The sequence below is a fragment of the Billgrantia campisalis genome (assembly GCF_022341425.1).
Lineage (GTDB): Bacteria > Pseudomonadota > Gammaproteobacteria > Pseudomonadales > Halomonadaceae > Halomonas > Halomonas campisalis.
Window position 1 is genome coordinate 128918 of sequence record NZ_JABFUC010000001.1, and the last position, 26272, is coordinate 155189.

General features: G+C 65.2%; 24 protein-coding genes and 4 tRNA genes. 17 read left to right on the plus strand and 11 right to left on the minus strand.

All coding sequences use genetic code 11. The features are described from left to right. The first annotated feature begins 14 nt into the window (after positions 1 to 14). Positions 15 to 302, plus strand: coding sequence for a flagellar biosynthesis anti-sigma factor FlgM (gene flgM, locus HOP52_RS00540; protein WP_238974884.1), 288 nt, complete (start codon positions 15 to 17; stop codon positions 300 to 302). After that, positions 299 to 748 (plus strand): flagella synthesis protein FlgN, encoded by a 450-nt coding sequence (locus tag HOP52_RS00545; protein ID WP_238974886.1) that lies wholly within the window; start codon positions 299 to 301, stop codon positions 746 to 748. Before flgM ends, HOP52_RS00545 begins: the two co-directional genes overlap by 4 nt. A 147-nt stretch (positions 749 to 895) precedes the next feature. Here the strand turns inward: HOP52_RS00545 and HOP52_RS00550 are convergent, their stop codons facing one another. Then, positions 896 to 2905, minus strand: coding sequence for a sensor domain-containing diguanylate cyclase (locus HOP52_RS00550; RefSeq protein WP_238974888.1), 2010 nt, complete (start codon positions 2903 to 2905; stop codon positions 896 to 898). Positions 2906 to 3299: 394 nt separating this feature from the next. Here HOP52_RS00550 and HOP52_RS00555 point away from each other — a divergent pair, with 394 nt between their 5' ends. After that, complete coding sequence (locus tag HOP52_RS00555; RefSeq protein ID WP_238974892.1) at positions 3300 to 5054, plus strand: diguanylate cyclase domain-containing protein; 1755 nt, start codon at positions 3300 to 3302, stop codon at positions 5052 to 5054. Between the two features lie 165 nt (positions 5055 to 5219). Here the strand turns inward: HOP52_RS00555 and HOP52_RS00560 are convergent. Then, positions 5220 to 5295 (minus strand) — tRNA-Ala (locus tag HOP52_RS00560). 256 nt (positions 5296 to 5551) lie between these two features. Between HOP52_RS00560 and uvrY the strand changes: the two genes are divergently transcribed. From uvrY to nadB, 7 genes are all read left to right on the plus strand, one after another. Next, on the plus strand, positions 5552 to 6199 hold the full coding sequence (gene uvrY, locus HOP52_RS00565) for a UvrY/SirA/GacA family response regulator transcription factor (RefSeq protein ID WP_238974893.1): 648 nt from the start codon (positions 5552 to 5554) through the stop codon (positions 6197 to 6199). A 50-nt stretch (positions 6200 to 6249) separates the two neighbouring features. Continuing rightward, complete coding sequence (uvrC, locus tag HOP52_RS00570) at positions 6250 to 8064, plus strand: excinuclease ABC subunit UvrC (RefSeq protein ID WP_238974895.1); 1815 nt, start codon at positions 6250 to 6252, stop codon at positions 8062 to 8064. Between the two features lie 69 nt (positions 8065 to 8133). Then, positions 8134 to 8682 carry a CDP-diacylglycerol--glycerol-3-phosphate 3-phosphatidyltransferase gene (pgsA, locus tag HOP52_RS00575; RefSeq protein WP_238974897.1) on the plus strand — a complete coding sequence of 183 codons (549 nt, stop codon included), beginning with the start codon at positions 8134 to 8136 and terminating at the stop codon, positions 8680 to 8682. Positions 8683 to 8744: 62 nt separating this feature from the next. Next, positions 8745 to 8819: transfer RNA gene (locus tag HOP52_RS00580), tRNA-Gly, on the plus strand. Between the two features lie 112 nt (positions 8820 to 8931). After that, positions 8932 to 9005: transfer RNA gene (locus HOP52_RS00585), tRNA-Cys, on the plus strand. Positions 9006 to 9039: 34 nt separating this feature from the next. Then, positions 9040 to 9126, plus strand: a tRNA-Leu gene (locus tag HOP52_RS00590). Between the two features lie 84 nt (positions 9127 to 9210). After that, positions 9211 to 10800, plus strand: coding sequence for an L-aspartate oxidase (gene nadB / locus HOP52_RS00595; protein ID WP_238974899.1), 1590 nt, complete (start codon positions 9211 to 9213; stop codon positions 10798 to 10800). Between the two features lie 12 nt (positions 10801 to 10812). Here nadB and HOP52_RS00600 read toward each other — a convergent pair whose 3' ends face one another. Beyond that, the gene (locus HOP52_RS00600) at positions 10813 to 11217 is read right to left on the minus strand and encodes a protein YgfX (RefSeq protein ID WP_238974901.1); all 405 of its coding nucleotides are present in this window, start codon (positions 11215 to 11217) and stop codon (positions 10813 to 10815) included. Next, on the minus strand, positions 11177 to 11473 hold the full coding sequence (locus HOP52_RS00605) for an FAD assembly factor SdhE (protein WP_238974903.1): 297 nt from the start codon (positions 11471 to 11473) through the stop codon (positions 11177 to 11179). The genes HOP52_RS00600 and HOP52_RS00605 overlap by 41 nt, the downstream gene beginning before the upstream one ends. Before the next feature lie 201 nt (positions 11474 to 11674). Between HOP52_RS00605 and HOP52_RS00610 the strand changes: the two genes are divergently transcribed. From HOP52_RS00610 to lapB, 3 genes are read left to right on the plus strand one after another with little or no spacing between them, the layout of a single operon-like run. Beyond that, positions 11675 to 11971: an integration host factor subunit beta gene (locus tag HOP52_RS00610; RefSeq protein ID WP_238974905.1), complete on the plus strand. Its 297-nt coding sequence runs from the start codon at positions 11675 to 11677 to the stop codon at positions 11969 to 11971. Between the two features lie 29 nt (positions 11972 to 12000). Continuing rightward, positions 12001 to 12306 (plus strand): LapA family protein, encoded by a 306-nt coding sequence (locus tag HOP52_RS00615; protein WP_238974907.1) that lies wholly within the window; start codon positions 12001 to 12003, stop codon positions 12304 to 12306. Beyond that, complete coding sequence (lapB, locus tag HOP52_RS00620) at positions 12307 to 13494, plus strand: lipopolysaccharide assembly protein LapB (protein ID WP_238974909.1); 1188 nt, start codon at positions 12307 to 12309, stop codon at positions 13492 to 13494. On the opposite strand, the gene pyrF is transcribed toward lapB, so the two are convergent. Continuing rightward, the gene (pyrF, locus tag HOP52_RS00625) at positions 13495 to 14205 is read right to left on the minus strand and encodes an orotidine-5'-phosphate decarboxylase (protein ID WP_238975405.1); all 711 of its coding nucleotides are present in this window, start codon (positions 14203 to 14205) and stop codon (positions 13495 to 13497) included. A gap of 163 nt (positions 14206 to 14368) precedes the next feature. Between pyrF and cfa the strand changes: the two genes are divergently transcribed. Together cfa and HOP52_RS00635 are read left to right on the plus strand one after the other, a co-directional pair. Next, positions 14369 to 15520 (plus strand): cyclopropane fatty acyl phospholipid synthase, encoded by a 1152-nt coding sequence (cfa, locus tag HOP52_RS00630; RefSeq protein WP_238974911.1) that lies wholly within the window; start codon positions 14369 to 14371, stop codon positions 15518 to 15520. 255 nt (positions 15521 to 15775) lie between these two features. Continuing rightward, positions 15776 to 16684, plus strand: coding sequence for a GGDEF domain-containing protein (locus HOP52_RS00635; protein ID WP_238974914.1), 909 nt, complete (start codon positions 15776 to 15778; stop codon positions 16682 to 16684). 15 nt (positions 16685 to 16699) lie between these two features. Here HOP52_RS00635 and HOP52_RS00640 read toward each other — a convergent pair whose 3' ends face one another. After that, complete coding sequence (locus HOP52_RS00640; protein WP_238974916.1) at positions 16700 to 17314, minus strand: hypothetical protein; 615 nt, start codon at positions 17312 to 17314, stop codon at positions 16700 to 16702. Positions 17315 to 17459: 145 nt separating this feature from the next. Between HOP52_RS00640 and HOP52_RS00645 the strand changes: the two genes are divergently transcribed. Together HOP52_RS00645 and HOP52_RS00650 are read left to right on the plus strand one after the other, a co-directional pair. Continuing rightward, a complete protein-coding gene (locus tag HOP52_RS00645) occupies positions 17460 to 18647 on the plus strand; it encodes an amino acid aminotransferase (RefSeq protein ID WP_238974918.1) in 1188 nt (395 codons plus the stop codon). 206 nt (positions 18648 to 18853) lie between these two features. Next, positions 18854 to 20383, plus strand: coding sequence for an NCS2 family permease (locus tag HOP52_RS00650; protein WP_238974920.1), 1530 nt, complete (start codon positions 18854 to 18856; stop codon positions 20381 to 20383). Between the two features lie 123 nt (positions 20384 to 20506). Here the strand turns inward: HOP52_RS00650 and HOP52_RS00655 are convergent, their stop codons facing one another. The 5 genes from HOP52_RS00655 to purF form a co-directional block, all read right to left on the minus strand. Further along, a complete protein-coding gene (locus tag HOP52_RS00655) occupies positions 20507 to 21784 on the minus strand; it encodes an MATE family efflux transporter (protein WP_238975408.1) in 1278 nt (425 codons plus the stop codon). 321 nt (positions 21785 to 22105) lie between these two features. Next, on the minus strand, positions 22106 to 22690 hold the full coding sequence (locus HOP52_RS00660; RefSeq protein WP_238974922.1) for a YceI family protein: 585 nt from the start codon (positions 22688 to 22690) through the stop codon (positions 22106 to 22108). Positions 22691 to 22765: 75 nt separating this feature from the next. After that, a complete protein-coding gene (locus tag HOP52_RS00665; RefSeq protein ID WP_238974924.1) occupies positions 22766 to 23320 on the minus strand; it encodes a cytochrome b in 555 nt (184 codons plus the stop codon). A gap of 185 nt (positions 23321 to 23505) precedes the next feature. Continuing rightward, positions 23506 to 24702: an O-succinylhomoserine sulfhydrylase gene (locus HOP52_RS00670; RefSeq protein ID WP_238974926.1), complete on the minus strand. Its 1197-nt coding sequence runs from the start codon at positions 24700 to 24702 to the stop codon at positions 23506 to 23508. A gap of 9 nt (positions 24703 to 24711) precedes the next feature. Continuing rightward, complete coding sequence (purF, locus tag HOP52_RS00675; RefSeq protein WP_238974928.1) at positions 24712 to 26235, minus strand: amidophosphoribosyltransferase; 1524 nt, start codon at positions 26233 to 26235, stop codon at positions 24712 to 24714. Between the last annotated feature and the right edge of the window lie 37 nt (positions 26236 to 26272).

The window sequence follows — 26272 nt, forward strand, 5'->3', positions numbered from 1 at the left end:
ATGAGGCCCCCATCGTGAAGATCAACAGCCAGAACCCCCTGTCTCGCCCCACGCCGGCAACGCCGCGTGACGACACCCCCAAGGCGAAAGACAGCGACAAGGCGAACCAGCAGAGCGGCGGCCCCTCGGCAACGACGCACCTGCGCCAGGCCACTACCGATGCCTCACGCGATATCGATACCGTCAAGGTCGAGGAGATTCGCGACGCCATTCGCGAGGGACGCCTGGAGATTCACGCCGAGCGCATCGCCGATGCTCTGATCGAATCCCTTCAGCAAACGACAGGCAGCGACAACGCATGAGCCTCAGCCAACTGCTCACCGAACAGCAGCAACGCCTGGATGCACTGATCGCGCTACTTGAACGGGAACGCGCCCTGCTGACCTGCGCCAAGATTGACGGCGAGGCCCTCAAGGAGGTCGCCGAACGCAAGGGCGAGCGACTCGAGCAGTTGGAAGCCACGGAAACCCTGCGCCAATCCGTCCAGCGCCGCCTGGGCTATGCCGAGGGCCTTGAAGGCGCCAACCAGGCCGCCCGGGATGCCGGCTGCCAGCAGGAGTGGGCACAGACGCTTGAACGCACTCGAGAGGCACACCGCCTCAATACGCTCAACGGCCAGCTGCTCAGCCTGCGCATGTCCCAGAACAAGCGTCTGCTGGACTTCATCCATGACGCTGCCGAAAAGACTGTCTATCGCGCCAGCGGCCGTGTCGCCGCCCAGCCCGGACGCCTCAACACCTCGGTGTAGCCGCAACACCTCGACCGGGATACTGCCAGCGCTTCAGCTGCCCCTCGCCAACCGCCAACCCATCTCGACTACCACTGCCTGCCGACGCCGACCCTCGCCCAACGGGCTGACCGCCACGGGCAAGCCCTATCATCGTGATGCTTCGCCTCACAGGAACTCATCGAGCGAATGGTCGACCTCACCTCCCTCGCTGACCACCACCTCGTCACGCCCCGCCGACTTCGCTCGATAACAAGCGGCATCGGCGCGGGCAAGCACCGTCTCGATCGACAGGTCCCCCTCCTGCAGGGACGCCACACCGATACTCAAGGTAACGCGATACTCCCTGCCACCATGGGTGACACCGATCTCGGAAACCGCCTGACGCAGGGCTTCGGCAATCTTCGTTGCCTGGCGCAGCGTGCAGCTCGGCAGCAGAATCGCGAATTCATCTCCCCCCTGCCTCGCCACATGGTCGCTGCGACGCACCTCCCAGGCCACCACCTGGGCTATGCGCCGCAGCATCTCGTCGCCCAGGGCATGCCCGCCCTCGTCGTTGATGGGCTTGAAATGGTCGAGATCGAAGAGGATCAACACCGAAGGCGTGCCGGTCTTGGCATACTCGGCCAGGGCCTCTTCCAGGCGCCGCTCGAAGCCGCGCCGATTGAGCAGCCCCGTCAAGGGATCATGCTCCGCCTCCCAGCGCTGTAGCGCCTCCTGCTGACGACTCTCGGTGATGTCCTTGACCATACCGACAAAGCCCAGCGGCTGTTCGCTGCCCCGCACCTGGCTGGCATGCACTTCCAGCCACAGCGTCTCGTCACGCCCGTTGACAAAGCGCAGCTGGCGGACGAACTCGCTGCCTGTCGACAGGGTATGTCGCCACATGTCCTCGGCTCCCTGACGATCGGCGGAATGGATCCGCCCCCACCAGTCCCGGGCTCCGCTCACCCGACCAAGCCCCAGTAGCTCCAGCAGCGCCGGGTTCATGTAGGTCAGTCGCCCCTGCAGATCGGCGACGAACATGCCAAGCGGGGTGGAGCCCAGCACGGCATCGAGGAAGGCCTGGCGGTCCTTGAGATGCTCCAGCGCGGCGTGACGCTCATGCTCGAGGCGATTGAAGGTGTTGGCCACCTGCTGCAGCTCATCCATATGGGTCGACAGCGCCAAGTAGCGGCGCTCACCGGCAACCACTTCGCCGATCTGGCGCTCGAGCCGCTGCAGCGGCGCCAGCAACTTCTTGACCAGCCAGTACATGCTGGCCAGCAACAGCACCGCGACACCCAGCCAGGCCCACCACAACCTGGCCAGGAAACTGCCCAGCGGCTCATACACCTGAGACTTGGGGAGCACAGCCCCCACCACCCAGTCGGCCGGCCACACCTGCCGGTACGCGACCAGCGCCGGCTCGCCGTAGACGCCGCGAGCGACCGCCTCTCCCTGCCAGCCGCTTAGCGCAAGATCGAGCGTCACCAGGTCCTGCTGGTTCACCGCCTCAACCAGCTCTCGATCACGACGGGGATGAAACAGCAGCTCCCCGGACGCCGCGAACACCGATACATAGCCCACGTCACCGAGCCTGACGGCCTCCAGGCGTCGGAAAAGCCCTCCCTGGACCAGGTTGACCATGCCTCCCACCACGCCGCGAAATTCGCCGCGCTCACCGATTCGTGGCACCAGCATCAGCACCAGCGGCTCTCCGCTGGCCCGCCCCACGAAGGGGCGGCTGACATAGGGCCACGGCGAATGACGCACCATGCGAAAATATTCCGTCCCCGCCGTTTCCAGCCCCACCCGCCCTTCTACCATCGGCCAATCCGCCAGCACGCGACCATCGGGACCGGTCACCATGATGCCTTCAAACCACTCCAGCAGCGCCTGATTGTCTTCCAGCAGCGATTTCAGCTCCTCTGGCTCTCGCCCTTCCAACAGCGACGCCAAGCGCTCGAGAGAGGACAGCCGTCGATTCACATTGTCGGTGAGCCCATCGGCGATCAGCTGCGCATCGTAGCGAAGGTGCGCTACGCTGGCATCCTCAACCAACTCCTTGCCGAACAACCAGGCGAGCATCAACAGCAGCCCCACAATAGCCAGCCAGGTAGTGACCAACCCCACCAACAGTCGGCCCTGCAGCGAGCAGAGCCGTCGAATAGATGAGTTGAGCAGCGTGGATGCCATAGGGGACGGTATGCGCAATGCACTCCCTCTCAGATTGCGTGGCGACCGGTTGTAGCGATCGATGTTCTCGGCGCTGCGGCAAGCGCGACAGTGAAAGCGCCAAATGACCCACTCCAGTCAAGCAAAGCCGTGCCACAAGGGCGCCCGGAAGCCTGGGCAATGGCGCTTTAGGGGTTATATCGGCAGGACACACGCGGCCTTGAGGGTAAACTCTTGCCTGTCACCTGGAAAATGCCGGAAAACACCACCTGCTCAACGCCCGAAAAGAGGCAGGATTAGAATAAAAAAGCAAAGCACCCTAAAGTCATATTTGTCGCTGACGATAAGTTGAAGTGAATCCATCGGACAGCTTGTCGAAGGTGGAAACGATCAACAAGGCCTGATGCCGAGAGCGATGAACGAACACTCCCCACCCCCACCGCACGAACGGGTCAGCTCGCTGGCAACGCACCCCGCACGGCTCGTCCAGAAGGGCTTCGAGCAGGGGCAGACCGGCATGGTGATCACCGATGCCAAGGGACATATCGTGCTGGCCAATCCGGCATTCTGCCGCCTAACCGGCTGCGAACCGGCCACAGCCAGTGGCCAGCCGATCGAACACTTCTTCGCCTCGCTGCACGAACCGGCCAACTTGCCCGCTGCGACCAACCGCACCAACGCCTCCGCCGCAACGCCCTCCTGGCAGCAGGAGGTACTGTGTCGCCACCAGGAGGGCGAGTCGCAGCCTATCCTGATGACGGTTGATGCCCTGCTCGACGACAAGGGGCGCCCAAGCCATTACCTGCGCACATTCATCAACCTCGCCTCCCAGGACGGCAGCCGGATCGGGGGACGCCACTGGGTGCACGTCGACACCATGACGGGGCTACCCAACTGGCTGCTCCTGCGCGACCGACTCAACCATGCCCTGGCCCAGGCCGAGCGCGCCGATCAGGGCATGGCACTGCTGTTCATCGACATCGACCGCTTCAAGGCCATCAACGATACCGCCGGACACCTTGAAGGCGACCGCCTGCTCGGCGAACTGGCACGACGCTTGAATGGCTCGCTGCGCAGCAAGGACACCCTGGCCAGGCTGGGTGGGGATCAATTCGTCATTCTGCTCGAGAAGGACGCCACGGCCGACGCCGCCCAGGCCGTGGCGGAGCGCCTGCAGGAGGCCCTGGAGCCACCGTTTATCGCCAACGGACAGCGTCTGCTGCTGACTGCCTCGATCGGCATCGCGCTGTTCCCCAGCGATGCCCAGGACGAGGAGTCGCTGATCACCGGGGCACGCAGCGCCATGTACACGGCCCGCAAGCGGGGCCCCGGTCGACTGGCTTTCGTCAATCAGCGCCTGACCACGCAGCTCAAGGAGAAACATCGGCTGGAAAACCAGCTGAGCGAAGCCGCCCACCTGCCCGAGAAGTATTTCGACATTCACTACCAGCCGGAGCTGGCAACGACCAGCGGACGCTGCGTCGGCCTCAAGGCCGTGTTGCGCTGGCGTCAAACGCGTCGGGGGAAGCGCATGCCGGCGGATTTTCTGGATATCATGAACCGCCTGCGACTCGGCGTCCGCCTCGACCGCTGGGCCATTTCACGCATCATCGCCGACCGGCAGCGCTGGATTGCGGAGGGCCTGCCAAGCGGAAAGCTACCCGTCTCGGTTACGCTGAGCGAATCCCACCTGGCCCACGATACCTTTGACCGCCGGCCGCTGGATCACTTCCTGCGCAGCCAGGAAACGGCGCCACTGGAATGGCTGACACTGGAGGTGCCGGAGGGCGCCGTGACACAGCGCCTGGACGATGCCATCCACATGCTCAAGCGCATCGAGAAGCTGGGCGTACGCTTGGCGGTGAGCGGCCTTGGCACACAGCCGATTGACCTCGCGTGGCTCGCTCGCCTCCCTTTTCATCAAGCCAGACTCAGCGCAAGCCTCACCTCCCCCGCCAACGACAGCGAGCGCAACCTGGCCAAGGCGCTGTGCCATCTGCTCGATTCGCTGTGTATCGAACCGGTCATCACCGACATTGACGATGCCGCCAGCGCCGCCCTGGCGACCACTCTGCCCGCCGCCCGCGTACTGGGCGACCAGCTCTGCCCGGCACTGGCACCCGAGGCACTCGACAAGTGGCACGCCAGCCACCTTGCCGCCGAGCCGTAGCCTTGAGCGACGACCCACCATAGCCGCCATAGGCGACGTCGGGCGGTGGACTCGGGGCGCTACGCCGCCCATAGCAGCACTGCCTAAACACGCACACCATGGTACCGCACGCACGAAAAAGCCGCCTAGCGGGATGCGCTAAGCGGCTGATTCGATGTGTCTTGTTGGTGGAGCCTAGCGGGATCGAACCGCTGACCTCAACACTGCCAGTGTTGCGCTCTCCCAGCTGAGCTAAGGCCCCACGTGAACTCGCCTTGCGAGAACGAGGCGAATACTACCCAGCTGACGCAGGGCCGTCAACACCAGAAGGAAAAAACTTCTCATCCCGCGCCGGGCACGGCGCTAGATCTACCCAGGTCAATTTGCCTTGTTGACTGAGTGTGGCAAGCTTTGAACTTTGAAGCGCCACCGGCTCACCCCGTCTGGCCTGGGTTTTCAGAACAGTGGCCACGGAGCACCCTGTGGGATCCTTTCAGCAACGCCGAGGAACGTCAGCCTTGATCAAGGTTCTCATTGTCGACGACCATCAACTGGTCCGCACCAGCCTTGCCCGCCTGCTGGACAGCGAACAGGATATCGAGGTGGTCGGAGAGGCCGCCAGCGGTGAGCAAGCCATCACCCTGAGCCGCGCACTGAATCCAGACGTGGTGCTGATGGATCTGCGTATGCCCGGCATCGGTGGCCTGGAAGCGACCCGCAAGATCACCCGCACCAGCCCCGACGTGCGCGTTCTCGCCTTGACCGGATTCATGGAAGACAATTTTGCTCAGCGCCTGCTGGAAGCCGGGGCCAGCGGCTTCATCAGCAAGGACACTCAGCCTCCCGACATGGTCGATGCCATTCGCAGTGTCTTCGCCGGCCAGCGCTATATCGGCTCGGACATCGCCCAGCGCTTGGTGCTGTCGCGCTTCGAACCGGATGAAAATCCCTTCGACCAGCTGTCTCAGCGTGAACTGCAGGTGGCCATGATGATCGTCAACTGTCAGCGCGTCGCGGAAATTTCCGATCGCCTGTTCCTCAGCCCCAAGACCGTCAACACCTATCGGTATCGGATCTTCGAGAAGCTGGGGGTACAGACCGATGTGGAGCTCACCCACCTCGGCCTGCGCCACGGCCTGGTGGAGGGCTTCAGCACCGCCAACTGAGGCGCTCGATCTGGTACCCTGGGGCCCTACCGATCGCCACCCGACCCACCATGAGCTTCGATTCCCGGCAGTTCCTCGCCAACCTCACCCAGGCACCTGGCATCTACCGCATGCTCGATGCGCGGGGCGAGACCCTCTATGTGGGCAAGGCCAAGCGGCTGAAGGCTCGCCTGGCCAGCTACTTCCGCGGCACCCTGAATGCCAAGACCCAGGCCATGGTCGCCCGCATTGCCGACATCCAGGTCACGGTCACCCGTAGCGAGATCGAGGCGCTGCTGCTCGAGCAGACGCTGATCAAGGAACTGCGTCCGGCCTACAACATCCTGCTGCGCGACGACAAGTCCTACCCCTTCGTCTTCGTCTCCGACCGTCACCCCTACCCGGCGCTGGAGTACAAGCGAGCCAGGAAACGGCATGACGACGGGCGCTATCTGGGGCCCTACCCCAGCAGCGGCGCCGTGCGCGAGAGCCTCTCGCTGATGCAGAAGATCTTTCGTATCCGTAACTGCGAGGATAGCGTCTTCGCCCACCGCACACGCCCCTGCCTGCAGTACCAGATTCAGCGCTGCAGCGCCCCCTGCGTCGGCTACATCAGCGAAGCCGACTACCGCCGCGACCTGGAGCATGCCGTCATGTGTCTGGAAGGCCGCAGCGAGCAGGTGACCCGCGAGTTGACCGAGGCCATGGAGGCCGCCAGCCGCGACCTTGCCTTCGAGGATGCCGCGCGCCTGCGCGACCAGATCCAGCACCTGCGCCAGCTGCAGCAGCGCCAGTTCGTCGACACCGAAGGCGGCGATGCCGACATCTTCGCCCTGGCCAGCCGGCCAGGTGCGCTGTGCATTTCCGTGCTCGCCGTGCGCCAGGGACGACTGCTGGGAGCCCGGCACCATGCCCCGGAGAACGGACTCGACCTGGGCCCGGAAGCGCTGCTCGGCGACTTCATCAGCCAGTACTACCTGGGCCAGGGCCGCGTGATCCCCCAGGAAGTCATCACCAACCTGGCGCTTCCCGACAGCGATATCCTGGAGAGCGCCCTGAGCACCCGCGCGGAACGCCGCATCCGCTTGACCCACCGCGTTCGCGGTCATCGCAGCCAGTGGCTCGAGCTGGCCCGTACCAACGCCGAACAGCAGCTTGCCGGCCAGCTGGCCAGCCAGACCCAGCTGACACGACGCTTCGAGGCGCTGCGCACCGCCCTGAACCTGCCCGAAGCCCCCAACCGACTGGAGTGCTTCGACATCAGCCACAGCCATGGCGAAGCCACCGTGGCATCCTGCGTGGTCTTCGACCACGAGGGGCCGCGCAAATCCGACTATCGGCGCTTCAATATCGAGGGGGTGGCCGCCGGCGATGACTACGCCGCCATGCGCCAGGCCCTGGAACGCCGGTTTCGACGCCTGGCCGAGGGCGAGGGCCATGTGCCCGACATCCTGCTGGTGGACGGCGGCAAGGGGCAGCTTAACCTGGCCAGGGACATCCTCGCGGGACTCGAGCTGCCCGACATTCTGCTGCTGGGTGTCGCCAAGGGTGCCACCCGCAAGGCCGGGCTGGAGACCCTCTTCCTGGAAACCGTCGACCGACAGCTCGATCTGGACGCCACGTCGCCGGCGCTGCACCTGATTCAACACCTGCGCGACGAGGCCCACCGGTTTGCCATCACCGGCCACCGAACCCGGCGTGACAAGGCACGCCGCAGCTCGACCCTGGAGGGGGTTGCCGGCGTGGGCCCCAAGCGACGCCGCGAACTGCTGCGCTTCTTCGGCGGTCTGCAGGGGGTAAAACAGGCCAGCCGCGAGGAGCTCGCCCGTGTGCCGGGCATCAGCGCCACGCTCGCCGAGGCAATTCATCGCGCCCTGCATGGATGATGCCGTCACCTGCAGATAGAATAGTGCCCGTTACGGCATCCCAGACTTCCGGTAAGGACCCCGCCCATAATGAACATCCCCAACATCCTGACGCTGGCCAGAATCGCCTTCATCCCGCTGCTGGTGGTGTTCGTCTACCTCCCCTATACCTGGAGCATGCCCGTGGCGGCCGCCCTGTTTGCGCTGGCAGCGATGACCGACTGGCTGGACGGCTACCTGGCAAGACGCTGGGACCAGGCCACGCCCTTCGGCGCCTTCCTCGACCCGGTGGCCGACAAGCTGATGGTCGCCGTCGCCCTGGCACTGCTGATCGAGCGCTTCGACAGCGCCTGGCTGACGCTGCCGGCGCTGGTGATCATCGGCCGCGAGATCGTGATCTCCGCCCTGCGTGAGTGGATGGCCGAAATGGGCAAGCGTGGCAGCGTCGCCGTGTCCTGGCTGGGCAAGGTCAAGACCACCCTGCAGATGGTCGCCATTCTGCTACTGCTGGCCTTCGCCCCCGGCACCCCGCTGGCCATGGTGGGCGTGGCGACACTCTACGTGGCGGCGATCCTTACCTTCTGGTCCATGGCGCTTTATCTCCGCGCCGCCTGGCCGCACCTGAGTCGGTCGATGTAAGCCGGTGAACAACAAGCATTTGACAGCCGCGCATGCATCCGTATAATTCGCTCTCGAGTCGAGCGGGAATAGCTCAGTGGTAGAGCATCGCCTTGCCAAGGCGAGGGTCGGGAGTTCGAATCTCCTTTCCCGCTCCAGACTTGCAGAGTCAGATGCGTGACAGCGAGGGTCGCGAGCCGGTGCGCCGGTCCGATCGAATCTCCTTTCCCGCTCCAAGACTTGCATCGAGTCTGACCTACGACTCCTTGAGGCTGGATGGCAGAGTGGTTATGCAGCGGACTGCAACTCCGTGTACGCCGGTTCGATTCCGACTCCAGCCTCCACTATTCCCTTCAGCTCCCCGCTCGACACCGTGCCGCCCGGATGGCGAAATTGGTAGACGCAAGAGACTTAAAATCTCTCGGTGGCAACACCGTGCCGGTTCGAGCCCGGCTCCGGGCACCAGGCGCCTCGCCAGACTGATCTCCACCGGCTCGCCCGGTCTGCCACGCGGCGGGGCTGATGCAACGTGCTCCAGCGAGAACCCGCATGCTGCGAAGCGAACACGATGTTCTGGTGATCGGCGGCGGCGTGGCCGGGCTGACCCTGGCCCTGCATGCCGCAGAGTCGCGCCGCGTCACCCTGGTACGCCCCGCCAGCGATGACCAGGGGGCCAGTCGCTGGGCACAGGGCGGTATCGCCGCCGTACTCTCCCCCCAGGATGATTTCGATGCCCACGTGGCAGACACCCTGGTGGCCGGTGACGGCCTATGCGACGAGCGAGCCGTGCGCTTCACCGTCGAGCAGGGCCCTGCCGCGATCGAGTGGCTGCTGTCGCTGGGCGTTCCCTTCACCCGCGACCCCAGCCCCGATGCCGGCTACCCCTATCACCTGACACGAGAAGGCGGCCACGGCGCCCGGCGCATCATTCACGCCGAGGACGCCACCGGCCGCGCCGTGCTCGATACCCTGATGATTCATGCCCAGGCGCATCCGGCCATTACGCTGCGTGACGACCTCACCGCCATCGGCCTGATCGGCGACGCCCTCGGCCAGTGCCGCGGCGCTCGCTGCCTGGATGCCGACGCCCGGCCCGTCGAGCTGCTGGCCAGCGATACCGTACTGGCCACCGGCGGCGCCAGCGGACTCTATCGCCATACCACCAGCCCCCAGCCGGCCAGCGGCGAAGGCATGTTGATGGCCGCCGAGCTGGGTGCGGCACTGATGAACCTGGAGTTCCAGCAGTTTCACCCCACCTGCCTCTACGACCCGGAAGGCCCGCCTTTCCTGATCAGCGAAGCGGTGCGCGGCGAGGGAGGCAGGTTGCTCAATGCCCGAGGTGAGCGCTTCATGCCGGCGCTGGACCCCCGTGCCGAGCTTGCCCCGCGCGATATCGTCGCGCGCGCCATCGATGCCGAGATGCAGCGCACCGAGTGCGATCATGTCTACCTGGACATCCGCCACCTGGGCGACGCGGCCATCCGCCATCACTTCCCGACCATTCACGCCCACTGCGCCAGTCGCGGGCTGGATATCGTGGCGCAGCCCATTCCCGTGGTCCCCGCCGCCCACTACAGCTGCGGCGGCGTGGCCACCGACCTCGATGGCGCTTCGAGCGTGCCCCATCTCCACGCCGTTGGCGAAGTGGCCTGCACCGGGCTCCACGGCGCCAACCGCATGGCCAGCAACTCGCTGCTCGAATGCCTGGTATTCGCCCGCAGCTGCGCCGGGCGGCTCGCCGAGCGCCGTGAACCGGCCCAGGCCCCGCTCTCTCCCTGGCAGCCCGGGGCAAGCAGCGTGGACAGGGAACGACTCCGCGCGTGGCGACTGGGGATGCGCGACATCATGAGCGCGAGGGTCGCGATCGTGCGCCGGGATAGCGGCCTCGAGCAGGCGGCAGACGCGCTCGAGCAGCTGGCGAGCGAGGTGGCGCCGATGGTTCAGCAAGCCAGGCCCAGCGTCGCCCTGGCCAGCCTGTGGCACGCCCTGCGGCTGGCCAGGCTTACCGTGGCCAGCGCCCGCCACCGCCGGGAATCACGCGGACTGCACTACAACCCAGACTGCCCGCGGCATGACGACGGCAAGACTGCCCCAAAACCCTCGCGGATCCATCTTTCCAACCTTCCCGACGAAGCCTAGAGCCCCCCTTACTCAGCTATGCTGCACCAGCCAGCGCCGCAGCCGATGCAGCGCCTCGCGGCGGCTGCTGTCCGGCCACAGCCACAGGGTGCGCCCCTCGCCTCCCAGCTGCAGGGCGATCAGCCAGGGCCCCAGGTAGCGACAGTGCAGCACCACCTCGCGGCACTCACCCTCCGGCCAGGCGCGCCAGAACCAGCGCCCCTTTCCTTCCTGCTCGGGGACCAGCTGCAGCTCCCCACGCAGGGGACGATAGGCCAGATACCCCAGCATCAGCGCCACCCATGCCGCTGCCACCAGCGCCAACTGTGGAGAGCCGTAGCGCGCCAGCACGGCCAGCACGGCTACTCCCAGCAGGGCGTGGCTCCACCAGACCAGCCTAGACGGGACGACGGGTATCGTTATCGGGGTTGTCGGCATGGGCCTGAATCAGCTCCACGATGCGGCAAAATGCCGCGTCGGTCGGCGCCTCCCGGCGCATCAGCCAGGCGAACAGATCCTGATCCTCCTCCTTGATCAGCTCGCGATAAGCGGCCTGATCGACGTCGTCAAGGTCGTCATAGCAGTGCTCGAGAAAGGGAATCAGCAGCAGGTCAAGTTCCCACATGCCGCGGCGGGAGTGCCAGTAGAGCCGCTTGCGCAGGGCAGCGGCATCCGGGTTAGTCGCTTCGCTCAACGTCGGCCTCGAGTGTCCGGGTGAATGGACCGCCAGTATACCGGAGCCATCGATGCGGGGCAGCATACCGCCCCGCATTGCCCACACTGCTTGACCATGGTCGTAGTGCGTTGTTTTATCTCGATTTGAACAGTATGCTGAAGACAGAACAAGAATGCCGCCCATATCCACCCGGACCTGGGGACCGCCTGGAGATAGCCGATGACCAAATCCGAGTTGATCGAGCAGATCGCAATGCGACAGCCTGAGCTTTCGATCAAGGAGGTCGAATCCTCGGTTCGCCTCATTCTCGACGACATCACCGATACCCTTGCCGAAGGCGGTCGAGTGGAGATACGCGGCTTCGGCAGCTTCTCACTGCACTACCGGGAGCCCCGGGTCGGCCGCAACCCCAAGACCGGCGAGCCTGTCGCGCTGGAGGGCAAGTTCGTGCCACACTTCAAGCCCGGTAAGGAGCTGCGTGAGCAGGTCAATGCCAGCCGAGCGCTCGGCTACTAACGACTCCATCATTCACAAGGGATAGACACATGCGTTGGCTCAAAGGCCTGATCCTGGCCATCATACTGCTGGGGGTGCTGCTGGTCGGCATCCTGTTCGCCGTCAATAATCAGCACACGGTCCCCCTCAATCTGATCTGGGTCGAGCTGCCGCCAATCTCGCTCTCCGTGTGGCTGCTGGCATCGCTGGCCAGCGGCGTGGTGCTGGGCATGCTGGCCATGACCGGTGTATGGCTGAGGCTGCGCACCACGCTGTCACGCGCTCAGCGCTTGAATCGCCAGCAGCGCAAGGAGCTCGATCGACTCCGCGTTCAGGAGCTCAAGGAACTGCCGTAAATGCCCGATGCACTGCTGCTGACCCTGTTGGCGGCAGCCGTTGCCATCGGCTGGTGGCTAGGCCGCCGCGAACGACAGAGTCTTCGACATCCCGCGCGGCCCACTTCGCTGTCGCGGGATTATTTCGTCGGCCTGAACTATCTGCTCAACGAGCAGCCGGATCGCGCCATCGAAGCCTTCGTCTCGGCACTGGAGGTCAACAGCGAGACCATCGACACCCATATCACCCTGGGCAACCTGTTTCGCGCCCGCGGGGAAGCCGACCGGGCGGTCAAGATTCATCAGAACCTCCTGGCCCGCCCCACCCTGACCTCCGCGCAAAGCGATCAGGTCCAGCTCGAGCTGTCGCGGGACTTCCTGCATCTCGGCCTGCTCGACCGTGCCGAGCGGCTGCTCAAGCAGGTCATCCACGAAACGCACCATGACCCGACACGCCTGGCCGCCAAACGCCTGCTGGTGGACCTCTTCGATCGTGAAGGCGAGTGGCAGGCGGCCTTCGAGGTGGCCTACCCGGCCCTGGTTCGGCAGCACGAGGATATTCGCCGGGCCGCGGCCCACTGGCTGTGCGAACTGGCGCAGCAGGAGCGCCACTCGGCAAGCCCGGGGCTGGCCCGCAAGCACCTGCGCAAGGCGCTCTCCATCGACAAGCAGTGCGTTCGCGCCACCCTTCAGCTTGCCGAACTGGAGCAGGATACCGGCCACTACCGCGAGGCGATCCGCCTGTTGATGCGCATCCCCGATCAGGACAGGGACTTCGTGCCGACCCTGCTGACCCCGCTGCAGCACGCCTACGAGATGCTGGATGACGAAGCGGGGCTGGCCGACTGCCTGCAGCAGCTCCTGGATCGCGAGCCCTTCACCAGCCTGATCATCCGACTCGCCGAGGTACGCCGCAAGCGGGAGGGGCTCACGGCGGCCATCGACCTGGTCACCGAGCAGCTCGACCGCGAGCCCAACCTGGGGGCGCTGGACTATCTGCTGGACCTCTACCAGCACCAGCAACTCGAACAGGGCGAGCCGGACACCCGTATCCGGCTGCTCAAGCAGCATACCCATACCCTGCTCGCGGCCAGGCCCCGTCATCGCTGCAGGCGCTGCGGCTTTTCCGGCGAACCGCTCCACTGGCAGTGCCCACGCTGCCGCAGCTGGGGCACGACGCGGCCGATCACCGGCATTGAGGGGGAGTGATTATTCCGCTTGGTTTTTCCCTAGCTCTTGCTCGATGGCAGCTAGCGCCGCCATGGGATCCTTGGCCTGGGTCACCGGGCGCCCCACCACCAGATGGGTACTGCCGGCGTCCATCGCCTCGCGCGGGGTCATGATGCGCCGCTGATCCCCGGCCGCGGCAAAGCTCGGGCGAATCCCCGGGGTCACCTTGAGAAAGGCCTCCCCGCAAAGCTCGCGCAGCCGCGACGCTTCATGGGCCGAGCACACCACGCCGTCCATGCCGCTATCCAGGGCCAGCTGCGCCAGTCGCTCGACCTGAGTGGCCGGGTCCACGGTCACCCCCACCTCGGCGAGGTCCGCTGCCTCCATGCTGGTCAGTACCGTCACGGCGATCAGGTGAGTCGCCAGCGCATGACGCTCCAGGCGCTCACGGGCCGCCTCCATCATCCGCCGCCCGCCGCCGGCATGCACATTGACCATCCATACCCCCTGCTCGGCAGCGGCCTGCACCGCGCCCGCCACGGTGTTGGGAATATCGTGGAACTTGAGGTCGAGAAACACCTCGAAGCCGCGCCCATGGAGGGCCTCGACCACATCCGGTCCGCTGCGGGTGAACAGCTCCTTGCCTACCTTGAGCCGGCAACGGGCCGGATCCAGGCCGTCGGCCAGGCACAGGGCCGCGTCCAGGGAAGGATGGTCGAGGGCAATGATCAGCGGCGAGTCATGAGACACCATGCAAGCTCCAGTCGGCGATGGGATGAGATTGGCGCCACAGTATATCAGCCGCCCCGCTCATGCGTTGCCCGTGGCCTGGTCTATGCTCATCTTAACTAGGAACAAAATTCGCAGCCTCGGCGCGATACATGAGTAAAAACTGATGGACTGGGAGGTTTCCATGACCAGCGATCAACGCATCGGCCCTATCGCCCTGTCCAACATCCGCGCAAGAAGGGTACTCGACGCTCTCCTCGAAGGCTCCGGCGTCACCCTGAACGGCCCCGCCCCCTGGGACCCCCAGGTCTACCATCCCGACTTCTGCTCTCGGGTGCTTCGCCAGGGCAGCCTGGGTCTCGGAGAAGCGTACATGGACGGCTGGTGGGAGTGCGAACGCCTGGATGACATGACCTGCCGCCTACTGCTGCATGGTCTGGGAGAGCGCGCCCACACCCCCTCGGAGCGCATGATGTACCGGCTCCAGGCGGGGCTGATCAACCTGCAGAGCAAGGCCCGCGCCTATATCGTGGGCGAAACCCACTACGACCTTGGCAACGACCTCTTCGAGCGCATGCTCGACCCCACTCTCTGCTACTCCTGTGGCTACTGGAAGACGGCCAGCACCCTGCACGAGGCACAGCTGGCCAAGCTGGAGCTGGCCTGCCGCAAGCTCGAACTACGCCCGGGAATGCGCGTGCTGGATATCGGCTGCGGCTGGGGCAGCTTCGCCGAGCACGCCGCTCGTCACCACAACGTCAGCGTAACCGGCATCACCATTTCACGGGAACAGGCCGAGCTGGCACGCAAACGCTGCGCCAACCTGCCGGTGGCGATCGAGCTCAAGGACTACCGCGAGCTTGAAGGACGGTTCGATCGCATCGTCTCGATCGGCATGTTCGAGCACGTGGGGCATCGCAACTACCGCACCTACTTCGAAACGATAAGGCCACTGCTGGCCGAGGATGGTCTTCTGCTGCTGCACACCATCGGCTCCAACCGAACAGAGGTGAGCATCGACCCCTGGATCAATCGCTACATCTTCCCTAACGGCATGCTGCCCTCGATCAAGCAGATCGCCGATGCCAGCGAAGGCGTGCTGCTGATGGAAGACTGGCAGAATTTCGGGGCCGACTACGACACCACCCTGATGGCCTGGCTGCACAACGTCGATACCCACTGGCACGAGATCGCCAATCGCTACAGCGAGCGCACCCGACGCATGTTCCGCTACTATCTGTCGGTCTGCGCCGGCGCCTTTCGGGCCCGCGACCTGCAGCTGTGGCAAATCGTCTTCTCCCGGAGACGCCCGGGCCGCTATGACGCCCCTCGCTGATCCCGCTTTTGCCCCAGATCATGCCTTACAGGTTTTGTGGTCAATTTCTTACAGCGAAGGCACTCTATTTCACGATTCGATACATTGTATATTACTGCATTAGCCATAACATAAGCTGATCGTTTGCTTCCTCCAGGCTCGCCTCTCCGAAACGGCGCAGTTTCCCGACCGAACCAGGCCGCCGAACGCGAAGCCAACAGAATAATCAGCCCGGAACCACGGGCACATGCTTAGTAACACAACAGGAACACCCGCATGCCTGAGAACAATATCGTGCCGGGTGGGGGTCTGGATGAGTCGGCACACCTTCACGACTTTACCGAGCGACTGCCCGGCGTCATCTTCCAGTTCTACCGTGGCCACAACGGCCACATGCACTTCCCCTACCTGGCCGGCAGTGGCACCAGCCTGCTTGGCGTCGACCGCCGCCAGTTGGCCCACGACGCCCGCTACCTGCTGGACCGTCTGGACGAAGAGGACTTTCCGCGCCTGATGGCCGCCATCGAACGCTCCGCCCGCTACCGCTTGCCGATCGCCACCAAGTTTCGCTTTCGGCTGCCCGGTGGGCGCTGTCGCTGGGTCGCGCTGCGCGCCCAGCCTGAGGATGCCGACAGCGGCGTGCTCTGGCATGGACTGATGATCGACATCACCGAGCAGATGGCCGAGGAAGCGCGCCTGCGCAAACTCTCCGACACCGATCCCCTGACCGGGCTGCCGAACCGCCGCAAGCTGATCAACCGGCTCAATGAAGAGGTATCGCTGTGTAACCGCCACGGCACTCCCTTATCGTTCATGCTGCTCGACCTCGACCATTTCAAGCAGATCAACGATACCTGGGGCCACCTGCAGGGCGATCAGGTGCTGACCGAACTGGGCACCCTGTGTCGGCAAGTGCTGCGCGAGGAGGACACCGTCGGCCGCCTGGGCGGCGAAGAGTTCGCCGTGGTGCTGCCACTGACCCCCATGGTGCGCTGTCGGCCACTTGCCGAACGGCTACGCCAGCGGATCGAAGCGCACGACTTCGGCATCGAACCGGGGCAGATCACCGTTAGCATCGGCCTGGCCGAATACCGCCTGGGCGAGCCGCGCGATACGCTGATCGAGCGGGCCGACCGCAGCCTCTACGCCGCCAAGCATCAGGGCCGCAACCGGGTCGTGGCCTGACCCGAGCGGCATCGATCAGCGCAGTACACCGCGACGCTGCAGCAGCCGCATCAGGGCATGAACGGGCAGATAGAGCACCACCGGCCATGCCAGCATCAGGCCTACCAGATAGACCAGCGGATGGAGCATGTCCTGGGGCGACCCGAAGGGGCCGTGCACCCAGTTGATATTTCGCTCGGTCGCGGTGAACAGGAACGTCAGCGGCACCACCACCCAGGTCAGCACCGTCTGCCACAGCAGCGCACGGCGCACATAGCCAAGCCGCCATACCGCGAAACCGGCCACCAGCGGCAGCACCAGATGGTAGAACGAGAGCGCCTTGGCCAGCGTCGGGTGGTCGGGGTCGAACATATACTCGGTACCGCCGATGGGATGCACCCCGGTCAGCCAGGCGCCCAGCACATCCAGCCCCCACAGGGTCCCCACCAGCAGCACGGCCAGCAGCTGCATGGAGAGCAGCAACCGGTGCTCCCACCACAGCCCGACAAGGATCAGAAAGCTCGCCAGGTTACACAGCCAGAAATAGTTCTGGGCCCCCAGCATCACCGCAAAGGTCGGCGCCCACAGCACGATCCAGAGCGTGAACCCCAGCTTCAGCCATCGCGGCAGTGATACGTTCGACTCCCTCATGCGTGCTCTCCCGTGACGGTTCGCCTGTCACTGTAGCAAGTACTGTGGCAAGGCCGGCGAGTGGCAGTTCAGCGAGCGCAATGGCATCATGGGGGATGCTTGAGTATTCATTCTTGCCGCCAGAACCGACGAGGTTAGGAATTACATGTTCGAACACATTGAGCGGGTTCCCGGGGACGCCATCCTCGGTCTGATCGAGGCCTTCAAGAAGGACACCAATCCCCAGAAGGTCGATCTCGGCGTCGGCGTCTACAAGGACGCCCAGGGCAACACCCCGGTGATGCGCGCCGTCAAGGAAGCCGAGGCCCTGCTGCTCAAGAACGAGACCACCAAGACCTACATCGGCTCCCACGGGGCGCCGGCCTACGGCGAGGTAGTACTGCCCATGGTGCTGGGCGAGGACTCACCGGTCCTGACCGCCAAGCGTGCCAGCGCCACCCAGTCACCCGGCGGCACCGGCGCCCTGCGCCTGGCGGCCGACTTCATCGCCCACCAGCTGCCCGGCAAGGACATCTGGGTCTCCGACCCGACCTGGCCCAACCATCTGGGCATCTTCCCGGCCGCCGGCCTGACGCTGCACAAGTACCCCTATGTGGACGCCGACAACCGGCTGGACTTCGACGGTATGCTTGCGGCCCTGAAGCAGATCCCCGAAGGTGACGTGGTGCTGCTCCACGCCTGCTGCCACAACCCCACCGGCTTCGACCTCTCCCGGGAGCAGTGGCAACAGGTGCTCGAGGTGGTGCGTGAGCGCGGCCTGCTGCCGCTGATCGACTTCGCCTACCAGGGCTTCGGCGAGGGCCTGGACGAAGACGCCTACGGGGTCCGCCTGATGGCCGAGAGCCTCGACGAGGTGATCATCACCAGCTCCTGCTCGAAGAACTTCGGCATCTACTGCGAGCGGACCGGCTGTCTGATCATGGTGGCCAAGGACACCGAGCAGATGGAGAACGTGCGCTCCCAGATCGCCATCGTCGCCCGCGAGAACTACTCCAACCCGCCGGCCCACGGCGGCGCCATCGTCAGCGAGATCCTGCACTCCGCCGAGCTTGCCGCCGTGTGGCGGGAAGAGCTCACCGAGATGCGCGACCGCATCAATACGCTGCGTCGCGACTTCGTCGAGGCGCTCAAACCCTACGGCCTGGACCAGAAGTATGCCTGCGTCGCCGAGCAGCGCGGCATGTTCTCCTACACCGGCCTGACACCCGAGCAGGTCGACCGCCTGCGCGACGAGTTCGGCATCTACATGGTGCGCTCGGGCCGCGCCAACGTGGCCGGCTTCTCCCACGAGAACCTGCCCTACCTGGCCAAGGCGATCGCCGCCGTCAACTGATCGGCCATCCTTGCCAGACGCGATGCCCGGGCCCTGCCCGGGCATCGTCGTTTCGGGTAGAATGCCGCTCGATTTTCGATACTACAGCCGCCGGGGGCGCGGTGCGCCTCTGTGCGCGCAGGGCAACGCCAGACTTGACCGATCAGTCAGCTCAGGTCCAGACTGCTGGTTGCCTTGACGACAACCACACAACATAGAGGCTTACCATGGCGGCAACTCCCGACACCTCCCCCGTGCACTACCCCTGGTACAAGAAGGAGGATACCGACGCCTTCTTCGCGCTGTTCCAGAACAACATCGCCAACTTCGTGATCATCGCCATCACCATGCTGGGCATGGGCTTTCCCGCGTCCATCGTCTTCGGCCAGGTACTCCCTGGTGCGGCCGTGGCCGTCATGGTGGGCAACTTCTACTACGCCTGGAGCGCGGCGCGGCTCGCGCGCCGGGAAAACCGCACCGACGTCACCGCGCTTTCCTACGGGATCTCGACTCCGGTAATGTTCGTTTTCCTGTTCGGCGTGCTGCTGCCGGCCATGCAGCTCACCGGCGACGCCGAGCTGGCCTGGAAGGTGGCGGTGGCCGCCTGCTTCATCAGCGGTGCCATCGAGGCCGCCATCAGCCTGATCGGCCGCTGGGTCCAGCACCACCTGCCCCGGGCCGCGATGCTGGGGGCTGTGGCCGGTGTGGCGCTGACTTTCATCGCCGGCGAGATGCTCTTCAAGACCCTGGAAATCCCGGTCATCGGCCTGCTGGTGCTGGCGATCATCATCGTCGGCCTCGTGGGCCGGGTGGCAATGCCGTTTCGCATTCCCACCTCGCTGTTCGCCATCGTCATCGGCACCACCCTCGCCTACCTGATCGGCGCCACCGAAGATGGTCAGTTCAGCGACGCTTTCACCCACCTGGGCTTCTACCCGCTGCTGCCGACCCTGGCCTGGTTCGAGGGGCTTGGCCTGCTGCTTACCGGCATGCTGGCGGTACTCACCGTGGTGCTGCCGATCACCCTGTACAATGCCATCGAAACCATGAACAACGTCGAGGCCATGGAGGCCGCCGGTGACAAGTACGACGTCCGCGAGTGCCAGGCGGTGGACGGTGCCGGCACCATGATCGGCGCACTGTTCGGCGGCGTCTTCCCCACCACGGTGTACATCGCCACCGTCGGGGCCAAGTGGATGGGCGCCGGGCGCGGCTACAGCATCCTCAACGGCGCCGTCTATGCCATTGCCACCATGTTCGGGCTGATCGCCGCCCTGGCCGCCATCATCCCGGTCTCGGTGGTGGCGCCGATCCTGGTGTTCGTCGGCATGTCGATGATCGCCACCGCCTTCCAGAGCAACGACAGCCGCTACTACCCCGCCGTCGCGCTGGCCATGCTGCCCTATTTCGCCAACTACGTGATGACCCGCTTCAATCGCGGCGCCGGCGAGGTGGTCTCGGATATCTCCCCGGCCATCGTCTCGCTCGGCCAGGGCGCCATGTTCACCGCCATCCTGATCGGCGCCATGACAGTCTCGGTGATCGACCACCAGTTCCGCCGCGCCGCGGTCTTCGCCGCCGTGGCGGCCGGCTTCTCCTTCATCGGGCTGATGCACGCACCGGAGCTGGCCTTCCATGCCGCCGGAGACTACATGCTCGGCTACCTGGTGATGGGCGCTCTGTTCCTCTATTTCGCCTGGCAGCAGGAACGACTGGCCGCGCCGCGACCGGTCACCCCGCCCTCATCGGCCGATTAAGTCGTTCCGCTCGAGTACGCCAAGAGAGACAGGCCCTGCCAGGAAACTGAACTGCACCCCGACGCTTGGACCCACTATCCAAGCATCGGGGTGTTTCAATGAGCAAACTCTATAACGCGTGGTTCAAGCTGCTGGTTGCGCAGCGGCTCCAAGCTCTCGTCTGAGCAGCTGCCAGGCGGCCAGGCCCGCACAGAGATTGCCGAAGGCGGCACCGATGGCCAGGCCGGTCAAACCACCGAGCTGCGCGCCCAGCCAGAGGCACGGCAGATAGAAGAGAAACAGCCGCGCGCCGGACATCAGCATGGCGCGTAGCGGCCAGCCCAGCGCATTGCCGGCCGAGACCACCAGCATGCAGATCCCCAGCAAGGCATAGCTGGGCAGCAGGAACCGGATCAGCATCGTCAGCGCATCGCGCACCTCAGGGGTGCCGGACAGCACCAGCGCCACCCAAGGGGCGGCAAGGGCTATCACCACACCCAGCCCCAGCTGCCAGACCAGGACCACCCTGAGCGCGAGGCGCAGCAGCCGGCGAATCTGCTCCCAGTCGCCGGCCCCATGGCAGCGCCCCAGCCAGGGCGGCAGCGACATGGTCATGGCCAGCACCACCATCAGCGACAGGGTTTCCAGGCGGCTGGCGAGCCCCCAGGCCGCCACCTGCGCCTCACCCAGGCCCGCCACGACCGTGATCGCCAGCATCGCGGCCAGGGGCGGCATCAGCTGGCTGACCATGGCCGGCGCGGCGATGCCGACAAAGGGCCTTGCCGACTGTCTCAGCTCGGCACCCAGCCCCTCTCGGGCCAGCCAGTCGGTGTGGCGTAGCCGTCGGGCGAGCACCACCAGTCCGCAGCCGAAAGCGATCGCCGTGGCCCAGGCGGCCCCGGGCAGGCCCAGTCCCGACCAAGGGCCGACGCCGAAGATCAGCAGCGGGTCGAGCACCAGATTGACCAGGCTGGTCACCACCATCATCTTCCCCGGCAGGCGGGTATCGCCATAGGCGCGGAACAGGCTATAGCCGAAGTAGAGTGCCGCCCCCAGCCAGGCGGCCAGCAGCTGCGGCGCCCAGTAGCCGCGGATCAGCTCGCGAGTCGCCGCATCCGCTCCCAGGCTGTTGAACACCGGCTCCTGGATCGCCCACAGCAGCAGCGCCAGCAGGGCGATGGCGCCGGCCCCCGCCAGCAGCACCAGGCTACCCAGGCGCCTTGCCCGGGCCTGCTCCCCGGCGCCCAGGGCGCGGGAGATCAGCGCCGCGATGGCGATGCCGAGCCCCACCTGAATGCCGATGATCAGAAAGGAGAGCGGGAAGGTGAACGACTGGGCGGCCAGCGGCGCGGTGCCCAGCCGGGCGATAAAGGCGCTGTCCACCAGCTGGAAGCCGAGCAGCGCCAGCACCCCGATGGCCATGGGCCAGGTCTGACGCCACAGGGTCACGCCCAGCGGTGGGCTGTCGTTGAGTCGTCGGGTCACGGTCACTCCGTGGCGGGACAGGGGGCAGCCATTCTAGCCGGCCCCACCAGGCTATGTACGAAAAGTCGGCGAGCGAAGGTCAGGCAAGGCAAAAATCGGCGAAAAAGCGGAGTTTACGGGGTGTAAATGAGCATTTTGAGCCGATTTTTAACGCCGGATGGCCGAGCGCAGGCAGTTTGCGTGCAAAGCCGAACGTCGACACCCCCGGCAAGCCGGGGGTGTCGACACACTTCGGGTCTCAAACCAAGGCTTGCGGCCTTACTGGCGCACGCCCTCGAAGGTCACGTAGAGCTCGAGGTCATGCATCACCTCGGGGAAGTCGCTCATGTCGATACCGTAGTCGGCCAGGGCCAGGGTGGTGCTGCCCTCGAAGCCGGCACGATAGTTGCCCCAGGGGTCTTCGCCCTCGCCCATCAGGGTCACCGGCATCTCGATCTCGCGGGTCTCCCCCTTCAGGGTCAGGTCGCCGGTCAGCACGCCTTCACTGTCGCCGTTGGGCGTGAAACCGGTGGAGACGAAGGTGGCGGACGGATAGTCGCCGGCGCTGAGGAAGTCATCGCTGAGGAAGTGGCGGTCGCGCTCGGCGTGGTTGCTGTTGAGGCTGGTGACGTCGACTTCCATCTCGACGCTGGAGGCCTCGAGGTTGTCGGCAGCGTAGTAGAAGCGCCCTTCGAAGGACTCGAAGTTGCCCAGGATGTAGGAGTAGCCCAGGTGGTTGATCTTGAACTGGATAAAGGCGTGCTGGCCGTCGGTGTCCACCACATAGTCGGCGGCCTGGGCCTGGCTCACACCCACCAGGGCAGCGGTGCTCAGGGCGGTGGCGAGTGCGGTCTTCTTGAACATGGAGTTCTCCTTTCCAGATTGAGGTTCAGTGTTGTCAGTCGGGACTCGCTGAGCGAGCCGATGGGGCAGGCTCCCTCAGGAGCGACGGGAGCGCACCGGATTGAGCATACGCGTCAGGGTGTCGTGACGGTCGAGGAAGTGGTGCTTGAAGGCCGCCAGGGCATGGCCACCGGCCAGCAGTATCAGGGCCAGGGCGCTGTACCAGTGAATCTCCCCGGCGATGGACTCCTGGTTGGGCAGCCGGCTGATCAGCGCCGGCACCTCGAACCAGTCGAAGACGCTGATGCCGCGCCCCCGGGCGGTGGAGATCAGGTAGCCGCTGATCATGACCACCAGCAGCAGCCCATAGAGGGCGGTGTGGCCAAGATGCGCCGCCAGCCGCTCGAAGCGACTGCCCTGGACGGCAGGTGTCGGCTGCATGAAGCGCCACCCCAGGCGCAACAGGGTGGCGAACAGCAGCAGCATGCCGATGGAGCGGTGCCACCAGGGCGCCAGGTTGTACCAGGCGTGGAAGTAGCCGAGATCGACCATCCACCAGCCCAGCGCGAAGAGCCCGACGATGGTGACGGCGCTGAGCCAGTGCAGTGCGATACTGATCAGGCCCCAGCCGGAGCGGGTGTTACGCCACATGCGACATCCTCGTTCGAAAAAACGAATCGTTCGCAAGCTTACCCGAGGGTGACGCCGAGGTCCGCTGAAAAAATCTGCATATAACGTTCGGAAAAATCCCATGCTGCGGCGCAAGGCAGTGGGAACTAATTGAACATTTTGGAATATACAGATGGAGCCGGCCGGGGCAGCGCCCCAGCGCTGGCTCAGACCAAGGCGTCGAGGCCCCGGGCGAGATCGGTCCGAATGTCCTCCAGATTCTCCAGGCCAACGGCCACCCGAATCAGCCCCTCCGCGATCCCTGCCGCGGCTTTCTGCTCCTCGGAGAGACGCCCGTGGGTGGTGGTGGCCGGATGGGTGATGGTGGTCTTCACATCACCCAGGTTGCCGGTGATCGACAGCATGCGGGTGGCGTCGATCACCGACCAGGCGCCCTCGCGCCCCCCTTTGACTTCAAAGCCGAGCACCGCGCCGAAGGCGCCCTGCTGACGACTGGCCAGGGCGTGCTGGGGGTGATCGGCCAGGCCGCTGTAGTGCACCCGCTCGACCGCGGGGTGCGCCACCAGCCACTGCGCCAGCGCCAGCGCACTGGTGCAGTGGGCCTTCATGCGCAGGCTGAGAGTCTCAAGCCCCTTGGTGAAGACCCAGGCGTTGAAGGGGCTCAGGCAGGGACCGCAGGTACGCACCACTCCGAACACCTCCTCGAGCTCCTTGTCGCGGCCGACCACCGCGCCGCCGACCGCCCGGCCCTGGCCATCCAGGTATTTGGTGGCCGAATGAATCACCAGGTCGGCCCCCAGCGCGAGGGGTCGCTGTAGCGCCGGCGTCAAGAAGCAGTTGTCGATGGCCAGCAGAGCCTCATGACGGTGGGCGATCTCGGCCAGGGCGGCGATATCCACCACCTCGGACAGCGGGTTCGACGGCGTCTCAGCGAACAGCAGCCGGGTCGCCGGCGTGATCGCCGCCTCCCAGGCCGCGAGATCCGAGAGCTCGACATAGCGGGTGGTGATGCCCAGCTTGCCCAGATACTTGTCGAACAGGCTCACCGTGGAGCCGAACAGCGAGCGCGAGGCGACGATCTCGTCGCCGGCCGAGAGCAGCGCCAGGGCGGTGGCGAGGATGGCCGCCATGCCGGAGCTGGTGGCCACGCAGCGCTCGCCGCCTTCGAGTGCCGCCAGGCGGCGCTCGAAGGTGTGCACCGTGGGGTTGGTGAAGCGCGAATAGACGTTACCCGGCTCTTCGCCGCCGAACTTGCGCGCGGCCTCCGCGGCGCTGCCGTAGACGAAGCTCGAGGTGGGGAAGATCGGCTCGCCATGCTCCTGCTCATGGGTGCGGTCGTGCCCCGTGCGAATCGCCAGGGTATCCAGTCCCCAGGCCGCCTCCGGTCTCTGATCGTCGTGCATGGTCGGCCCTCAGTCGTCGATGTCGTCGTCCTGATTGTGCATCCCCACCAGGGCATGGTCACCGGCACTCTGCTGCTGCTTGGCCTCGTCGCTGCGCGACGCCTCCAGGTTGGCCAGGTAGCCGTCGTCGATATCGCCGGTGATGTACTGGCCGTCAAAGACCGAGCAGTCGAAGGCGTCCAGTGCCGGATTCACTTCACGGCAGGCGGCCTTCAGGTCCTCGAGGTCCTGGTAGAAGATGCGATCGGCGCCGATCAGCTCGCCCACCTCGGCCTCGCTGCGCCCATGGGCGATCAGCTCGATAGCCGCCGGCATGTCGATACCGTAGACGTTGGGGTAGCGCACCGGCGGCGCCGCCGAGGCGAAATAGACCTTGTTGGCACCGGCCTCGCGGGCCATCTGGATGATCTGCTTGCAGGTGGTGCCGCGCACGATGGAGTCATCCACCAGCAACACGTTCTTGCCCTTGAACTCGATGTCGATGGCGTTGAGCTTCTGACGCACCGACTTCTTGCGCTGGGTCTGGCCGGGCATGATGAAGGTGCGACCGATGTAGCGATTCTTCATGAAGCCCTCGCGATAGGTCACCCCGAGGTGCTGGGCAAGCTCCAGCGCCGAGGTGCGCGAGGTATCGGGAATTGGGATCACCACGTCGATATCGTGCTCCGGCCACTCGCTGCGGATGCGGTCGCCGAGTTTGCGGCCCATCTGCATGCGGGTGCCATAGACATAGGCGCCGTCGAGGATCGAGTCGGGCCGCGCCAGGTAGACGTGCTCGAAGATGCACGGCGCCAGGATCGGCCGGTCAGCACACTGCTGGGTGTGAATCTGGCCGTCCATGTCGACGAAGATCGCCTCGCCCGGCGCCAGGTCGCGATGCAGCTCGAAGCCACCCACGTCCAGTGCCACCGACTCGGAGGCGATCATCACGTCCTGACCCTGCCCCTCATCGCGGGTGCCGAACACCACCGGACGGATGCCGCTGGGGTCGCGGAAGGCCACCAGGCCCACGCCATTGATGATCGCCACCGCGGCATAGCCGCCGCGACAGCGACGATGCACCCGACGCACCGCATCGAAGATGTCGCCCGGCTCCAGGTGCGGCCCCTGCTTGCCCAGCTCGTGAGCGAAGACGTTGAGCAGCACCTCGGAATCGGAGCTGGTGTTGATATGGCGCAGATCGGAGGAGAACAGCTCCTGCTTGAGCTGGTCGGAGTTGGTCAGGTTGCCGTTGTGGGCAAGCGCGATGCCGTAGGGCGAGTTGACATAGAACGGCTGCGACTCCGCCTCGCTGGACGAACCCGCCGTCGGGTAGCGCACATGGCCGATGCCCAGATTGCCCTTGAGGCGGGCCATATGGCGAGTGTGGAAGACGTCACGCACCAGACCGTTGCTCTTGCGCAGCAAGAAGCGCCCCTCGTTCCAGGTCATCATACCGGCGGCATCCTGGCCGCGGTGCTGGAGCACCGTCAGGGCGTCATAGATCGCCTGGTTCACGGTCTGCTTGGCCAGTAGGCCCACGATACCGCACATTCCACCTTACCTCGCTTGCCTTGAGGAGACGCCACCG

Excerpts from the sequence above, each read along its gene's own strand:
- HOP52_RS00545 (WP_238974886.1), top strand. The coding sequence starts at position 299 with ATGAGCCTCAGCCAACTGCTCACCGAACAGCAGCAACGCCTGGATGCA.
- HOP52_RS00550 (WP_238974888.1), bottom strand. The coding sequence starts at position 2,905 with ATGGCATCCACGCTGCTCAACTCATCTATTCGACGGCTCTGCTCGCTG.
- HOP52_RS00555 (WP_238974892.1), top strand. The coding sequence starts at position 3,300 with ATGAACGAACACTCCCCACCCCCACCGCACGAACGGGTCAGCTCGCTG.
- uvrC (WP_238974895.1), top strand. The coding sequence starts at position 6,250 with ATGAGCTTCGATTCCCGGCAGTTCCTCGCCAACCTCACCCAGGCACCT.
- pgsA (WP_238974897.1), top strand. The coding sequence starts at position 8,134 with ATGAACATCCCCAACATCCTGACGCTGGCCAGAATCGCCTTCATCCCG.
- nadB (WP_238974899.1), top strand. The coding sequence starts at position 9,211 with ATGCTGCGAAGCGAACACGATGTTCTGGTGATCGGCGGCGGCGTGGCC.
- HOP52_RS00600 (WP_238974901.1), bottom strand. The coding sequence starts at position 11,217 with ATGCCGACAACCCCGATAACGATACCCGTCGTCCCGTCTAGGCTGGTC.
- HOP52_RS00610 (WP_238974905.1), top strand. The coding sequence starts at position 11,675 with ATGACCAAATCCGAGTTGATCGAGCAGATCGCAATGCGACAGCCTGAG.
- HOP52_RS00615 (WP_238974907.1), top strand. The coding sequence starts at position 12,001 with ATGCGTTGGCTCAAAGGCCTGATCCTGGCCATCATACTGCTGGGGGTG.
- lapB (WP_238974909.1), top strand. The coding sequence starts at position 12,307 with ATGCCCGATGCACTGCTGCTGACCCTGTTGGCGGCAGCCGTTGCCATC.
- cfa (WP_238974911.1), top strand. The coding sequence starts at position 14,369 with ATGACCAGCGATCAACGCATCGGCCCTATCGCCCTGTCCAACATCCGC.
- HOP52_RS00635 (WP_238974914.1), top strand. The coding sequence starts at position 15,776 with ATGCCTGAGAACAATATCGTGCCGGGTGGGGGTCTGGATGAGTCGGCA.
- HOP52_RS00640 (WP_238974916.1), bottom strand. The coding sequence starts at position 17,314 with ATGAGGGAGTCGAACGTATCACTGCCGCGATGGCTGAAGCTGGGGTTC.
- HOP52_RS00645 (WP_238974918.1), top strand. The coding sequence starts at position 17,460 with ATGTTCGAACACATTGAGCGGGTTCCCGGGGACGCCATCCTCGGTCTG.
- HOP52_RS00650 (WP_238974920.1), top strand. The coding sequence starts at position 18,854 with ATGGCGGCAACTCCCGACACCTCCCCCGTGCACTACCCCTGGTACAAG.
- HOP52_RS00655 (WP_238975408.1), bottom strand. The coding sequence starts at position 21,784 with ATGGCCATCGGGGTGCTGGCGCTGCTCGGCTTCCAGCTGGTGGACAGC.
- HOP52_RS00660 (WP_238974922.1), bottom strand. The coding sequence starts at position 22,690 with ATGTTCAAGAAGACCGCACTCGCCACCGCCCTGAGCACCGCTGCCCTG.
- HOP52_RS00665 (WP_238974924.1), bottom strand. The coding sequence starts at position 23,320 with ATGTGGCGTAACACCCGCTCCGGCTGGGGCCTGATCAGTATCGCACTG.
- HOP52_RS00670 (WP_238974926.1), bottom strand. The coding sequence starts at position 24,702 with ATGCACGACGATCAGAGACCGGAGGCGGCCTGGGGACTGGATACCCTG.
- purF (WP_238974928.1), bottom strand. The coding sequence starts at position 26,235 with ATGTGCGGTATCGTGGGCCTACTGGCCAAGCAGACCGTGAACCAGGCG.